13 protein-coding genes are annotated in these 14,459 nt (G+C 39.3%); 10 read left to right on the top strand and 3 right to left on the bottom strand.

Annotated features, from left to right (window positions below; translation table 11 throughout):
* Nucleotides 1-536: 536 nt before the first annotated feature.
* The 6 genes from TY16_RS04820 (at nucleotide 537) to TY16_RS04845 (ending at nucleotide 4,440) form a co-directional block, all read left to right on the top strand.
* Nucleotides 537-1,079, top strand: a complete 543-nt coding sequence (locus tag TY16_RS04820) for a sigma-70 family RNA polymerase sigma factor (RefSeq protein WP_043930636.1) — start codon at nucleotides 537-539, stop codon at nucleotides 1,077-1,079.
* Nucleotides 1,066-1,785: a hypothetical protein gene (locus tag TY16_RS04825; RefSeq protein WP_043930638.1), complete on the top strand. Its 720-nt coding sequence runs from the start codon at nucleotides 1,066-1,068 to the stop codon at nucleotides 1,783-1,785. The genes TY16_RS04820 and TY16_RS04825 overlap by 14 nt, the downstream gene beginning before the upstream one ends.
* A 155-nt stretch (nucleotides 1,786-1,940) precedes the next feature.
* Nucleotides 1,941-2,465 (top strand): GNAT family N-acetyltransferase, encoded by a 525-nt coding sequence (locus TY16_RS04830; protein ID WP_043930640.1) that lies wholly within the window; start codon nucleotides 1,941-1,943, stop codon nucleotides 2,463-2,465.
* A gap of 161 nt (nucleotides 2,466-2,626) precedes the next feature.
* Nucleotides 2,627-2,959, top strand: a complete 333-nt coding sequence (locus tag TY16_RS04835; RefSeq protein WP_043930641.1) for a hypothetical protein — start codon at nucleotides 2,627-2,629, stop codon at nucleotides 2,957-2,959.
* A 281-nt stretch (nucleotides 2,960-3,240) separates the two neighbouring features.
* On the top strand, nucleotides 3,241-3,441 hold the full coding sequence (locus TY16_RS04840; RefSeq protein ID WP_043930642.1) for a cold-shock protein: 201 nt from the start codon (nucleotides 3,241-3,243) through the stop codon (nucleotides 3,439-3,441).
* Between the two features lie 537 nt (nucleotides 3,442-3,978).
* A complete protein-coding gene (locus TY16_RS04845; RefSeq protein ID WP_197028361.1) occupies nucleotides 3,979-4,440 on the top strand; it encodes a CarD family transcriptional regulator in 462 nt (153 codons plus the stop codon).
* A gap of 395 nt (nucleotides 4,441-4,835) precedes the next feature.
* Here TY16_RS04845 and TY16_RS04850 read toward each other — a convergent pair whose 3' ends face one another.
* Nucleotides 4,836-5,081 (bottom strand): DUF2164 domain-containing protein, encoded by a 246-nt coding sequence (locus TY16_RS04850; protein ID WP_043930645.1) that lies wholly within the window; start codon nucleotides 5,079-5,081, stop codon nucleotides 4,836-4,838.
* Between the two features lie 237 nt (nucleotides 5,082-5,318).
* Between TY16_RS04850 and TY16_RS04855 the strand changes: the two genes are divergently transcribed.
* Nucleotides 5,319-5,582 (top strand): hypothetical protein, encoded by a 264-nt coding sequence (locus tag TY16_RS04855; protein ID WP_052342599.1) that lies wholly within the window; start codon nucleotides 5,319-5,321, stop codon nucleotides 5,580-5,582.
* A gap of 114 nt (nucleotides 5,583-5,696) precedes the next feature.
* Here the strand turns inward: TY16_RS04855 and TY16_RS04860 are convergent, their stop codons facing one another.
* Entirely contained in the window at nucleotides 5,697-6,236 is a 540-nt protein-coding gene (locus tag TY16_RS04860) for a GrpB family protein (RefSeq protein ID WP_043930646.1), read from the bottom strand.
* A gap of 127 nt (nucleotides 6,237-6,363) precedes the next feature.
* Nucleotides 6,364-6,579 (bottom strand): hypothetical protein, encoded by a 216-nt coding sequence (locus TY16_RS04865; RefSeq protein ID WP_043930647.1) that lies wholly within the window; start codon nucleotides 6,577-6,579, stop codon nucleotides 6,364-6,366.
* Nucleotides 6,580-6,869: 290 nt separating this feature from the next.
* Between TY16_RS04865 and TY16_RS04870 the strand changes: the two genes are divergently transcribed.
* From TY16_RS04870 to TY16_RS04880, 3 genes are all read left to right on the top strand, one after another.
* The gene (locus TY16_RS04870) at nucleotides 6,870-7,730 is read left to right on the top strand and encodes a hypothetical protein (protein WP_043930648.1); all 861 of its coding nucleotides are present in this window, start codon (nucleotides 6,870-6,872) and stop codon (nucleotides 7,728-7,730) included.
* Nucleotides 7,731-8,265: 535 nt separating this feature from the next.
* On the top strand, nucleotides 8,266-10,611 hold the full coding sequence (locus TY16_RS04875) for an Ig-like domain-containing protein (protein ID WP_231505681.1): 2,346 nt from the start codon (nucleotides 8,266-8,268) through the stop codon (nucleotides 10,609-10,611).
* A gap of 1,091 nt (nucleotides 10,612-11,702) precedes the next feature.
* Nucleotides 11,703-14,450: an Ig-like domain-containing protein gene (locus TY16_RS04880; RefSeq protein WP_043930651.1), complete on the top strand. Its 2,748-nt coding sequence runs from the start codon at nucleotides 11,703-11,705 to the stop codon at nucleotides 14,448-14,450.
* Nucleotides 14,451-14,459 lie beyond the last annotated feature (9 nt).

Below are 14,459 nucleotides of genomic sequence, written 5' to 3' on the forward strand. Positions count from 1 at the left end.
ACGTAACTAGGTCTGACAGAGTGTGCTCCGTCGAGAAAAAGGCATTTACTAGACGGAACTAAGGCCGGCAGAGTGAGATTCGTCGAGAAAAAGGATTTACTAGACGGAACTAGGACCTGCGGAGTGTGCTTCGTCGAGAAAAAGAATTTACTAGACGGAACTAGGGCCTGCGGAGTGAGATTCGTCGAGAAATGCATTTACTAGACGGAACTAGGTCCGGCAGATTAAGATTCGTCGAGAAAAAGGATTTACTAGACGGAACTAGGGCCAGCAGAGTGAGATTCGTCGAGAAAAAGGATTTACAAGACATAAGTACTGTGAAGTTAAAATAAATAGGAAGGAAAATACCTTTTGAAAGAAAATATAGTGGAAATTTTATAGGAAAATGCAAAAACAAAAAGTCTGCCCCGACAGGTCATTGATTTCATCGACCTTTTGGGACAGCTTATTTTTTGGTTATTTTTAAATTTTTGAAACCTTTTTTAACATGGTTGCGTCAATAAGGGGAGTTTTGGGAAGGGGGAATTGTTGCAGCTATGAATGAAGAGATAGATTCCATCCAGTTCAGAAATGTAATGAAGGATAATGGAGAATATTTAATCCGCTTAGCTTTCTTTTATGTGAAAGATTGGTCTGCTGCGGAGGATATCGTACAGGAGGTATTTGTAACATATTTTCTTAAATCACACCAGTTTGAAAATAGATCCTCTATAAGGACTTACCTGGCTAAGATTACAGTAAACAAATGCCATGATTATTTACGCAGCTGGAAAAATAAAATTCACCTTTACTCTAATCAGCTATTTGGAAATTCTGGCTCTAAGAAGAATTCACCTGAACAAATAATAATCGATAAGAATAAGAATGATTTGCTGATTCAGGAAGTATTAAAAATGTCGATAAAATACAGAGATGTTATTCTGCTTTATTATTATCAGGAATTTACAATTATTGAAATTAGTAAAATACTCAACTGTTCCGAGAATACGGTGAAAACCCGTTTATCAAGAGCAAAATCTATTCTTAAGAATAATTTGGATGGAACAGAATGGGAGGTTATCTTAAATGAACAATCTTAAAAAGAGATTTGATAACTTCGTTGGGAATGAACCTCGGTTTACAGTTTCCTTAGAGGATAAAATAGTGAAAGAATTGTCAGCCTTGGATAGATCAGACGAAAAGAAGAATCGGTTTACTACTTTAAGAACGAGTTTTTTAGTGGCCATCTTTATAAGTGTTGCAGCAGTGTTTATATTGTCGATGGTTACAGACACAACTAAATTGAATCAGGCACATCCGAAACCTGATACGGGTTCAAATATCACCGCCATACAAAAGATTCTTGAGTTAGAACTTAATGGTCCAAATGAAGAGCTTATGGACCTATTATGGAATCCTAAATATAGGACTATTGTGAATAACAAAGAAGAGAACCAAGAGTTAGATAAATATTTAACGGAGGTATACGGACCTTACTTTACAGAGAATGGGCTCTCTACCTTTATCAATGCATATGGTGGTACTCAATACCATACTTTTGCTTCCAACGCTGGTTATAAGTTAAGCCTTAAGGAGGTCACGATTGAGCAAAACGAGAAAATTCCATATCGTTATACCTTCATCGCAAAGGTCGGTTATCGGAAAAATGGCGGTGAAGAAAAAATAGCGAATGTAGAAGGTGATGTCTCCTTTTCTACAAAAACAAAAGAAGAAGAAAAAATCACGAAGTTTCAATATATGAACGACAATGGCTTGTTAAATATCCTGAGTGAAATGAACAATTAACCTGAAGCAACTTAACTAACGGCGTTGATCCAGTAGAGGATTAACGTCCTTTTTGTTGAATACGTTATTAAGCTACCGGGGAGTTAAAGTTGAAGAGGGAAAGGATTTTTATCCATATTGAATGAATTAAATAAAAATATGAGAAGGTGAGTCAAATGCAATCAGTCGTTTATTTAACAAAACCAACAATTGAATTAAAATCTGAATATCTATCCTTTTATCAAGAGTGGAAAGAAAGTGGGGAGGATATGATACCGTGGGTTATTAGTAAGGATCCATCGGATTTCAATGGAATGGTTCAATCCTTGCTTGATTCAGAGAAAGGAGAAAATTTGCCCGTAAATTGGGTGCCTGACTCCACGTTTTGGTTACTAGATGATAATCAAAGAGTAATTGGGGTTGTTAATATCCGCCACCGATTAACAGATACTTTATTTAATAGCGGTGGACATATCGGCTACGGCATTCGACCTTCTGAAAGACGAAAAGGATTTGCTACACAACTTTTGTCTTTAGCATTAGAAAAAGCAGTAGAATTAGGAATAAAAAAGGTTCTTATTGTTTGTGACAGTAGCAATATAGGTTCAGCAAAAACAATTTTAAATAATGGCGGAATATCAGATAGGGACTTTATTGAAGAGAATGGGAATATAATAAAAAGGTTTTGGATACAAGTGTAGGCTTCTTCTCTTCACTTGAGGATTAAAGTCTGTTTCCTTATTGAGTATGCGGGGCAGGTTACTTCAAGAGGAACAATTGTTGAGCTGTTCGTTAAAATTTACTTCCTTTGCATTTATTTTTGGCAATCTAATTTGGAAAAATTTAACTAAAGAGGTGTCATATGAAAAAATATATTTCGATTATTTTTGTTTTTTTATTTTTATTTATCGGATTTTTTTGGTATTCAGAATATAAAAAAGTAGAAGATTTTAAAAATGAAGTTGTAGATTATTTAAACAATAAAGGATTTACGCCTGAAGAATACTCTGCACCTAAATATGTTAAAGAAGAAGTTATGAAGGGACTTAAAGTAGCAAGCATAGAAATCATTTTCAACGAAGAAACAAATTACATTTATTATTATGGAAGAACATCAGATGGAATTGAGTTTTCTTACGCAATAAATGAGGGTACTGGTGAAAGGGATTATGGTAAAGAAGAACCTATTAAATAAGGCTTCCTAAGGGATAAATTACGCTTTTCTTATTCAACTATCGGGTCCTATACTAGAATAAGAACAACTTAAGAATCCAAAAGTAGGTGTGAAAGTTCAGAAGTTGAAAAAAAGGATGAGTTTATATCTTCTTGCAAATATTTATAAAAAATGTTAAGCTTTAGAAGAATTATTTTTGTTCGGTGTAAAGCATAGTCTAAGATTAACTTCTCGTCTTGATGATCACTGAGTGCAAGGATAGTAACACATTGTGTGCAAAGCACACAGCAGGAGGAAACAAAATGGAACAAGGTAAAGTAAAATGGTTTAACGCAGAAAAAGGTTTCGGTTTCATCGAGCGCGAAGGCGGAGAAGATGTATTTGTTCATTTCTCAGCAATCCAAGGCGAAGGTTTCAAATCTTTAGACGAAGGTCAAGAAGTTACTTTTGACGTAGAGCAAGGCCAACGTGGAGCTCAAGCAGCTAACGTTCGTAAAGCTTAATAATAGGAACTAACTAAAGCAGGCTCTTTATAGAGTCTGTTTTTTTATTTTTTCTTTTAATAAAACAAGGAGGCCCCACTCAAGATTGAGTGGGGCACATGTAAACTAGTAAATCAAATGGTGTACAAAGTGTAACATATAATCACGAATTCTCCTAATTACTGTTGAATAATATTTTTAAAGTGATTCTATAGTAGCTAAATTGCCACTCTTTTGGTGTGCTACAACTAAAAGATCTTACGACCTATTTCACCTCTATAAAAAAGAATTGAAATTATTGAGTATCAAACAAGATTGAAAATTGATTAATAGTTCAAAGGGAGACCGGACTGCGATAATAGTAGAAGTTTGAATATAAGCGGGGAAATAACCTCCCATTATAGGTAATCCGACACAAATATTACTGTTTTTATTTTCCTTTATTTTTAAAGAAAAAATAGTTGACGTTTAAAATAAATTTGTGATATTATTAAATATTTGATAAAAAGCTACATATATGGTATACTTAAGAATGTATCATATATGGAGGTGGATTATTTGTTTCAAATTGGCGATAACATTGTTTATCCAATGCACGGAACAGGTATAATTAAAGCCATTGAAGAAAAGGAAATCTCTGGAGAAAAACAACAGTATTATGTCATAAAAATGTTTATCAGTAATATGCAAGTGATGATTCCTACTGGGAAAATATTAAGTTCAAAGATACGCCCAGTTACTGACATAATGGCATTAAAACACCTCATACACATTTTTCAGCATGGAGAATCAGATAAATTACTGCCGTGGAAACAAAGGTATAAAGTGAACACGGACAAAATAAAAACAGGTAAAATACAAGAAGGTGCTGAAGTTGTACGTGATTTGATGCGTATGAAGAAAGAAAAAGCACTTAATTCGAGCGAAAAGAAAATGTTAGAAAATGCACATGAATTTTTGATTAGTGAACTGGGATTAATTAAAGGGATCACTGAAAATCAAATAAAAAGTTTCTGTTGAGGAGTAATGTAGTACTTCTCCTAAAAAATACTCCGAATTTTCCGTTTATTAAGAGTGAATTGTTCAAAAACATTCAACTTCTTCAACTTATAGCATTATGCCCACTGCCATTTTCAACGGCAGTATTTTTTTATTTTAGGAATATTATATGAAGGTACTATTGGTGGAACTTTCGAAAATGTATAAATGCAATCATTTCCTGGAGTGAGGAGGTCAAAAATAAAGCCCCAAAGAGGTGCCATTCTCCTTGAGGCAGGTGATTATAGCCTAATTCCATAAAATAACCGATCTATAAAAGCAATCCAGAAGAAGCCTTATGTTGAAACCATTTGGCACTGCAGTTGTAATGGGGATCCAAAACTATCGCGGAAAATCGGCATATTAATAAACTATTATTATTTCTTGATCGGTCGCTCTAGTGAGGACATCTCCACCTCAAGTGACGAGAACTGCTGCTGAGCTACGAAGATCGCATCGGAAATAGCGGCGTTGTAGAAATGAGGTGCGATAGATTCCTTAATGAAATCCAGGACCCTTTCCGCGGCAAACTCAGAAATATTCTCGTCTCTTTCCTCGGAAAAGAACTCTTGAATATTAGAAATCATAAGTTGATGTTGCTCTTTTGTTAATTTAACGAACATGAATATCCATCCCTTTCAAAAGATAATACTGTAACTTTACTTTTAATTCATAGTGCATAACAGACTGTTTTTTTAATTAGAAATATGTACAGCAAATTTATTGCAGTTTGGGGTTAATCAAGAAGGATAACGCTCTTATTTTATTGAAATATTTAAATGGATGTGGAAGTAGATTTGAAGGGTTTTTAGAGACAAAGGGCCGGACTTGGAACTGTAGTGAAAGTGAGGAGAGCGGAAATGCTATACGAAACAGTTGCAATGACCATTCTAGCCGTGGCAGTAACACTCACAATTTTGTTTAGCTACAATAAACCAAAAGATAATAAATTAAGAATTTGGGGAATCACCACCATGCTTTTCATTGCTCCGCTGCTCTCATGGTTAGTTGGAAGATTCTATGGAATAAGCGAGGGCAGTGGATTTGCAATGATAGGGGTTCTTGTCATTATGTTCCCAATTCTATTTATAGCAGGGTTTGTTCTTTATTGGAGAGGGGCTTAACAAAATTGCTTCTCCATAACCTTGAGTAGTTGTTAGTTCCCCAAAATTTTGTCCTGTCTAGTCCATTCAGCTAGTACAATCATCAATTTCCTCTTAAAAGTGATATATATTTAATTACTCTTCTTCCTCCATTTGCGATCTGTTAGGTGTTTTCAGACTTAAAAATTCAGGAGTTTCCATTAACTTTTCAAAGAAGCTATTTTTTTCTTCTCTGTAAAGCTCCATATCTTTTCCTTCATATTTCCTTTTTAATTCATCGTATTTCTTTCTATACTTCTCATTCGATAGTAAGACATTACGTATTTCCCAAAAGAAATCAAATTCCGAATCTATGACGGTTAGTTGTACACCTAAAGGAGGGGTTTCCGAATCATCTTTAAAAGCTCTGAACGATTGGGTTTTTGTACTCCCTTCGTTAAGCTCATATAACCTTGAAAGTTCGTGGACTGCGTTAGGAAAGTTTTCAGCATCAACTCGAACTTGCAAATCCAAATCTCCCTTTGTCATGCTATTTGGAATAGCTGAACTGCCAACATGCTGAATATCTGCCTCTGGGAGTACCTTTGTGATTAGAGCCTTGTGGCGCAAAAAAGCTTCTTCAGCCTTTTTGGTAAGATCATTACTATTAATAAAATTGACCGTTTCCGTGAGAATCGCCTCCTGTTCATTACCTCTTTAGTCGTTACTATGGAATTTTAAAAAATTGAACAAGTTTAATGTTAAGATGGTAAAAAACCAATCGGATAGGTTAGAAAATGGTCTATAACATGAAGTGAAATTATTAGTTCTTTTCAACTCGTGTATTTCTTTTATCAGCTGCACTTGCAATAAATAAGAAAGCAATAAACCAAATAATGCCTCCAGCAATTATCGTAAACCAATTACCGATATGTAAGAAAAGTTGCAACAAGTACAACAAAACTCCACTAACTAATAGTAAGGTTAATCCGACTGCGAATGCCACTTTCTCAGGTAATGCTTTAATTTTAGCTAGCATTTTCTCGCCTCCCAAAAATTATCAGTATTAAAAGCGTATCCCATAAACAAGTAAGATGCTACAGTTTTTGAGCTGCGTTTACATAATCTTTAGAGAAGAGTCTGGAATAGGATGTACATCTCTAAAAACCAAACTTTTAATCCGACAATATCTTTCAATAAATCTCAAATCCTTTTCCGTAAACATTCTATATTTCTTTCTCCTTATCCCTTACGATGAAATTAGTAATCTCTTTCCGTAAGGTATCAAATATTAGGGCGATAAGTATATGGTAAGGAGGGCTACCAATAATGAACAAGTCCCAATTTAAGGGGATGGCTGTTGTACTAATAGGCTTATTGATTGGTTTTACAGCCTGGTGGGCAACAACCGAGGCGAAGGTCAGCAGCGAACCGCTGAATCAGCATGACGCCTATGTTTACAGTAACAACGCTATGATACATTGGTTTGAGCTGAATAGCCGAAAAGGGAAGGTGGAAGGGTACTTTCACGAAGGAAAACTCATCGAGGAGGACGATGAACCGCCTTTAGTTGAGAGGCAGAGATATCCTCTGACTGGAAAGAAGACCAAGAACGGATATGAATTAACCGTAAACAAAGATGGAAACAAGATCACATATGAGGTAGCGTTTTCCGGACCACATCTTTCAGTGCAAAGACACGGAGAGAAAGAAGCTATTTTATACAATCCAGTTAAGCAAAAGGAACTTGATGAATATGTGACCGCATTACTAGACTATAACGTTGAAAAAAATGAAAAAGACCGAATCAGGGAACAGTTAACTGAAATCCGTAATGTTTACGGATATCTTCATACTCCGCTTGACGGCGATCAGTTATTGTTCATTAAAATTGACGAAGCGCTTCTAGAAGGCGAATTGTCAGCCTCACTTCTCATAGTGTCTGACACAGGTAATGCAGGGACCCCGTATGAAGAAACCAATTATGCTCTAAACGGCATTACAGACGGAAATATGCTGGAATTATACACCTATGTAGACGGAAAAAGGTTCCGGCTAAAAGGTGACTTTAATAACGAAGCCACCAGCTTAACCCTGTCACTTTGGACAACAGAGAAAAAACTAGACTTTTACGCTGTAACGGAAGAAGAATTTAAACAAAACTACGAAAAATTTAAACAGGCAAACTAGGGGTGGTTTTCGTCTGCCCAATCAATATGTAATCGACAAAGTCGGCAACCGAGAACCGTATGAATGACAGTTTGCCTTAATAAGTTTATGGAAATGTTATTCATCCGGCTTATGAATGACAGTTTGCCTCTATAAGTTTGTGAAAAATGACATTCATCAGGTAAATGAATGACATTTCGTCTCTTTAATTTTGTCCAAATGTCACTCATCGAGGTTATGAATGACAGTCGCCTCTATTATTTGTAAAAATGTCACCCATCGAGGTTATGAAACCACTTCGCCTTTTTAATTTTCTAAGAACACAACAAATCCGGCTTATGAAGCCCTTAGTGAAAACCCTTGCCAAATAGAAATTTCCACCCCGTATTTAAAATCTTCGACATATCAAAAAACAAACTTAAAACAACCTAGGAAATGGAAATATATACTACTTCATTCTTCATTTTAGACTCTATTTTTTTCCTTCCTCATCGATTACTATAAAAATAGTAAAAACAGTAAAAAATTATCAAACAAGGGGAGTTTTCACATCGTGATGAAAAAGGGTTGGGTATGGCTGTTTGTCGTCATTTTATGTTTGGCGGGTGTCGCACCAGCGAAGGCGGATAATGATACAACTCCGCTTATTCTGAAAAGCACTTCTATAAGCGCGACAGAATTACATTTTGGAGAGAGAATTAACATTCGATTTGTAGTCGAAGAAGATTATGAGTCGGGGCCGTTTGAGGATGCCGATATTAATCTAAGGCATAGTTCTGGGAAAGAATTTCCCAGCATGATGCGCTATATCGGTAATAACACATATGAGTTTTCAGCGCTGGCAGACCATTTTATTTACGGGGACTGGCATGTTGAAGATATCAGGCTGTATGACAATGCCATGAATAGCAGGACCTATGACACTAGTTCACCTCTGATATCCAAACTGAAGTTTCGTATGTTGGACGGGGAAACAACGATTGATACGGATCCTCCAGTCCTTACATCTCTAAACCTAAGCAAAACGACCGCCGTTCCTGGCGACAAGGTAATTGTAACAATCGGATATAAAGATGCCAGCGGGCTTTCCCATGGTTCCCTGAGCCTACGCCATATCCAAACCGATGATTATCCATTATTTTCAGACATCCGTTTCAATAGCACGACTGGAAAGTACCAGGCCGAAATAACGATTCCGAAGTATGTACGAAACGGTACGTACGATGTGGGGTATGTTTCTCTTACTGACAAAAAAGAAAACGAGATCAGTTATTGGGCTGTCCGAGATACGCTGCTCGCAAACACTAAGCTGACAATTTCAGGAGCCAGTTCTGACTATACTGCACCTGTATTCCAAGAAGTGACCCTTAGCAAAACCCAACTTTATCCCGGTGACACAATTGACGTTGTGGTGAAGGGATATGACAGCGGGTCGGGTATTAAAGAAGCACAGATCTCTTTCAGGCAGAAAGGTTCCGAGAACACGTTCAATTACTTTTGGGACAACCTCTCAGAAGGAAGCTCAAATAAGGAATGGAAGGGGACTCTGCAAGTTCCTGCCCATGTCCAAGAGGGAATATACGAGATCAAACAAATCTATTTGGCCGACCAAGTCGGGAATAGCAAGTTTGTCCTGGATAATGAAACCCTTCCAACTGTAAGAGTCCTGCCGTTTTACACCGGTGTTGCATCAGGCTCGATTTTAAAAGGAGCTTCTTTTGATCCGAAAGCAGGAGTCAGAGCCTTTTCAAATGCAGAAGGAGACCGGACTGAGGATATAGTAATGAAGGGTACAGTTGATTCCGGAACCAATGGTCTCTATTTGCTTTCCTACTCGGTTAAAAGTAATCAATTTCCTAGTTCCAATGGGTCCGGCACCCTTTATTACAACTCTTACAGATGGATGACCGTAAACGACCAGCAGGCGTTGGACCCGGTTTATTTTAATGAAAATGTGAAAATAGGAATCCCGGCCAATAACCCAGTCAGCCTGTCGGATGGAAGCACCGTGAAAACTATTTCAACATCGACAACCGTGACAAAGGATGGCTCCTATCAAATCAGCACAGGTACAACCCAAACATCGAGCGCCAACCGTCTCTTGTCTTTGACCCAGAAAAGTACGCTTTCTCAAAACACAACCGAGAAAACACTGAAGTTCGTAATCGACCGGGTAAAACCGGCAGCACCAGTCCTGAATACAGTCTACAGCCAATCGGTAGCGGTAACCGGCAAAGCGGAAGCCTATTCGACTGTGAAAGTTTTGAGTAATGGAAAGTATCTCGCCCAAGGCAAAGCGGACACAGCCGGCAAGTTCTCAGTCCGCATCCCTAAACAGCGGTACGGAACGAAAATCTCCGTCCAGGCAACCGACCGTGCAGGAAACGTCGGCAGCGCTTCTGTAAAAACAGTGCTGTATGTACCTGGTCTGGATCCTGTCAGCAATCTTTCCACCTACGTGACCGGAAAATCTTTTGCAAAAAGCAAGATAAAAGTCTATTCCAATGGGGCGCTCATCAAGACTGGCTATGCAGACTCCGCTGGAAATTACAAAATCCTTATTCCAAAGCAGGCCGCGGGGAAAGAAATGAAGGTAGTCGAGACATCGGTCAGCGGCAAGAATTTCACAAGCCTTCCAGTGAAGGTATCGGATAAAATCGCACCAGCCGCCCCGGTCGTCAATAAGGTTACAACCTCCAGTCTCTATGTTACCGGGACCGCCGAAAAGAGTGCCACGATTTTGGTCAATGTCGGGACAAAACAAATTGCTTCAGGAAAAGCAACAACTACAGGTACATTCAAAATCGCGATTCCAAAGCAAAAACTAGGCACAATCCTGACAGTCTATGCCGTCGACGCATCGAAAAACAAAAGCAAGCCAGCTACTGTAAAAGTACAATAATAATCAAAAGGCACCCTTCGGAGAGAGCTCTTTAGCCCTTGCGGAAGGGTGCCTTCTTAAAGGGAGATTGGACGTACAGCTTTTTGGCCGAGATGGAAATGAACTTAAATCGAACCCTGTCTTGAAACTACGACTGCCAATATAAGGTTTCCAATAGTAGTGTTGCAAATGTTCTCCAATTTCCTAACGGTTTAATTGGGAGCTACAGTCTTAAAACTATTTATGGTTTTAGAAAGTGGACTAGCGGAGGAATGTATAATGTTGTTAAAATTGGAATGTAAGAGATGTTTACAATGGTAAATAAGTCAAATTGAGGTAATAGCAGGCGACCATGACAACAAATGAACCATGTAACCAAACATGAAGACTAAAATAATCTGTTATATAAAAATTTCAGCCAGGACTTGTTCCTGGCTTGTTTTTGTATAAACCCTTATCGGATAGTAGGCCCGGCCGAAAATGAAAAAACGAGGAATCTAGGTTAATCAGAAGAAATAGTCCATAAAAAGTGAGGCCTATAGGGGTTTAGTAAAACAGCAATGGCGAGGAAACCTAGTTAAGGCTTGGATATCTGGATCCGATAGATACAATAAGGTTAACCAGAAGGAACTTGATGAATATGTGATCGCATTACTATATAGATTAAACTAAAGTTCTTCTTTGATTTCCGCTCCAATCAATAAAGGATTCTTTCTTCAGAAACTCATTAGATTAACTCATTTAGACGGAAAAATTCCGTTTAATGAGTAAGTAGGATAAAAAATAGCTTAAATAGACGGAGAAATTCCGGCTATTGTATCAAAAAACGATAATATGGGGAAACCTGCTTTGGCTTCCGGAAAAACTCCCCTTATTTATCTCAAGTCAAGCTCCAATTTAAAAATAAACGGAAAATCTTCGTTTATTTTTGCTGGCTACCTAAGTAAGAACGGTGAACCGTATGATATGTAAATGAGATGGTAAACATCCTCTAAATCGGAAATAAATACTATTTATATCTGCGTTTTACCCTCTATATTTTTCCTTCCTCATCGCTTACTATAAAATTAGGAAAATAGGGAAAATTTATCTGAAGGGGGAGTTTTAGGTAAATGGTGAAAAGGGGATTAATAGGGCTGTTGGTGCTTATAGTATGTCTGGCCGGTGTGGTTCCGGCTAAGGCGGATAATGATACAACGCCGCTTATTTTAAAAGATGCCTCAATTACTGGCACGGAGTTCCGCACAGGGGACATCATCACAATGCAGTTTACGGTTGAAGACGATTTTGAGTCGGGCCCTGCGGATGATGCCAATATTAATTTAATGCACAGCTCCGGCCAGGAAATCAACAGCATGATGCGCTATACCGGCGAAAATAATACGTATGAATTTTCGTATCGTGCCGATAATTCTCTCCTCCAGGGAGACTGGTATGTATCGGACATAAGCCTGTATGACAAAGCAGGCAATTTACAAACCTATGACACCAGTTCACCTTTGATATCCAAATTGCGCTTCCGGATGCTTGAAGGAGGTGCCGATACCACTGCCCCAGAACTTACCTCGGTAAACCTCAACACAACGGCCGCCAAGCCCGGGGACAAAGTCATTGTCACCATCGGGTATAAAGAAGAAGGAAGCGGTTTGTCTCATGGTACTTTAACTCTTAGACACATTGAAACATTGGATTATAACCTTTCCAGTGATATTTATTTGAACAGTGCGACTGGCAAATATGAGGCAGAAATAACTATTCCGAAGTATACGAAGAACGGCGTTTACGATATCGGAAATCTGTCTCTGGCAGATAATGCCGGCAACAAGAGAACTTATTGGGCTCCATCATTCCCCGTGCTTGCTGAAGCCCAGTTGACGATTTCAGGTGCAAGTACAGATACTACCCGACCGGTATTCCATTCTATTACTGTCGACAAGAAAGAGCTTTACCCTGGCGATTCCTTGAATGTTGTTGTGAATGGGTCGGATTCTGGATCTGGCATTGCGCGTGTACAGGTGCAATTCACAGGAAAAGAATTTCATAACGCACATGATATATTTTGGGGTAACTTGACTCCCACCACCTCCACTAATCAATGGGAAGGAACATTGCAGGTTCCCAAAAGTGCGACAGAAGGCACCTATTATATCGAATTAATTTCCCTGCGAGATGGAGTTGGGAATACAACTAATATTGAGGTTACTGACAATTTGCCGACGGTAAAAGTGTTGCCAGTGTTTACTGGGATTACTGCAGGAGCAATTAAAAAGGGCGCTGCGTTTGACCCGATGGCAGGGATTAAATTTTTTTCCAATCTAGAGGGCGACAGGACAAAGGACATCGCTGTGAAGAGCCCGCTCGACATCAATACTAACGGAATTTACTTGCTGACATATTCGATGGATACCTACAGTGCTTACAGGTGGATGACCGTCAATGACCACCAGGCATCCGATCCAACTTATTTTAACGAAAACGTGAAAATCGATTTTCCGCCAAACAGCTCGGTCAGCCTCTGGGACGGCAGCACAATCAAGACCATTTTCACGGCAACAACTGTGACAAAGGACGGAACGTATCAACTAACGACAAACACAGGCGGCACGCCGGGTGCAGCCAGGAAAACGGTAAAGTTCATAATCGACCGGGTAAAACCAGCAGCACCTGTTCTAAACACCGTCTACAGTCAGTCAGTCTCGGTCAGTGGAAAAGCTGAAGCCTATTCGACTGTGAAGATTTTGAAAAATGGTGTGTATCTCGTCCAAGGCAAAGCGGACGCAACCGGGAAGTACTCGGTCCGCATCCCCAAACAAAGGTACGGAACAAGGATTTCCGTCCAAGCAATCGACCGGGCCGGAAATGCCGGCATCGCTTCTGTAAAAACAGTGCTCTATGTGCCCGGCCTGGATCCAGTCAGCAATCTATCAACCTACGTGACTGGGAAATCTTTTTCAAAAAGTAAAATAAAAGTCTACTCAAACGGCGTGCTTATCAAGACGGGGTACGCAGATTCCTACGGAAATTACAAAATCGCCATTCCAAGGCAGGCTGCGGGAAAAGTGATGAAGGTAGTCGAGACTTCGGCCAGCGGCAAGAACTTCACAAGCCTTCCGGTCACGGTGTCGGATAAAATCGCGCCAGCCGCACCTGTCCTCAATAACGTGTACAGTCAATCCGTAGCGGTCACTGGAAAAGCCGAGGCCTACTCGACTGTGAAGATTTCAAAAAATGGTGTGTATCTCGCCCAAGGCAAAGCGGACGCAACCGGCAAGTTCTCGGTCCGCATCCCTAAACAGCGGTACGGAACGAAAATCTCCGTCCAGGCAACCGACCGGGCAGGAAACGTCGGCAGCGCTTCTGTAAAAACAGTGCTGTATGTGCCAGGCCTGGATCCAGTCAGCAATCTTTCAACCTATGTGACTGGAAAATCATTTTCAAAAAGCAAGATAAAAGTCTACTCTAATGGAGTGCTAATCAAGACTGGATACGCAGATTCCTATGGAAACTATAAAATCACCATTCCGAGGCAGGCCGCAGGAAAAATAATGAAGGTAGTCGAGACATCGGTCAGCGGCAAGAATTTCACAAGCCTTCCAGTGAAGGTATCGGATAAAATAGCGCCAGCCACTCCAGTCGTCAATAAGGTTACAACTTCCAGTGTGTATGTAACTGGGACCGCCGAAAAGAGTGCCACGATTTTGGTCAATGTCGGGACAAAACAAATTGCTTCAGGAAAAGCAACAACTACAGGTACATTCAAAATCGCGATTCCAAAGCAAAAACTAGGCACAATCCTGACAGTCTACGCCGTCGACGCATCGAAAAACAAAAGCAAACCAGCTACTGTAAAAGTTCAATAAATGCAAAAG

Source organism: Bacillus sp. EB01 (genome assembly GCF_000613125.1).
Classification (GTDB): Bacteria; Bacillota; Bacilli; order Bacillales; family Cytobacillaceae; genus Bacillus_D.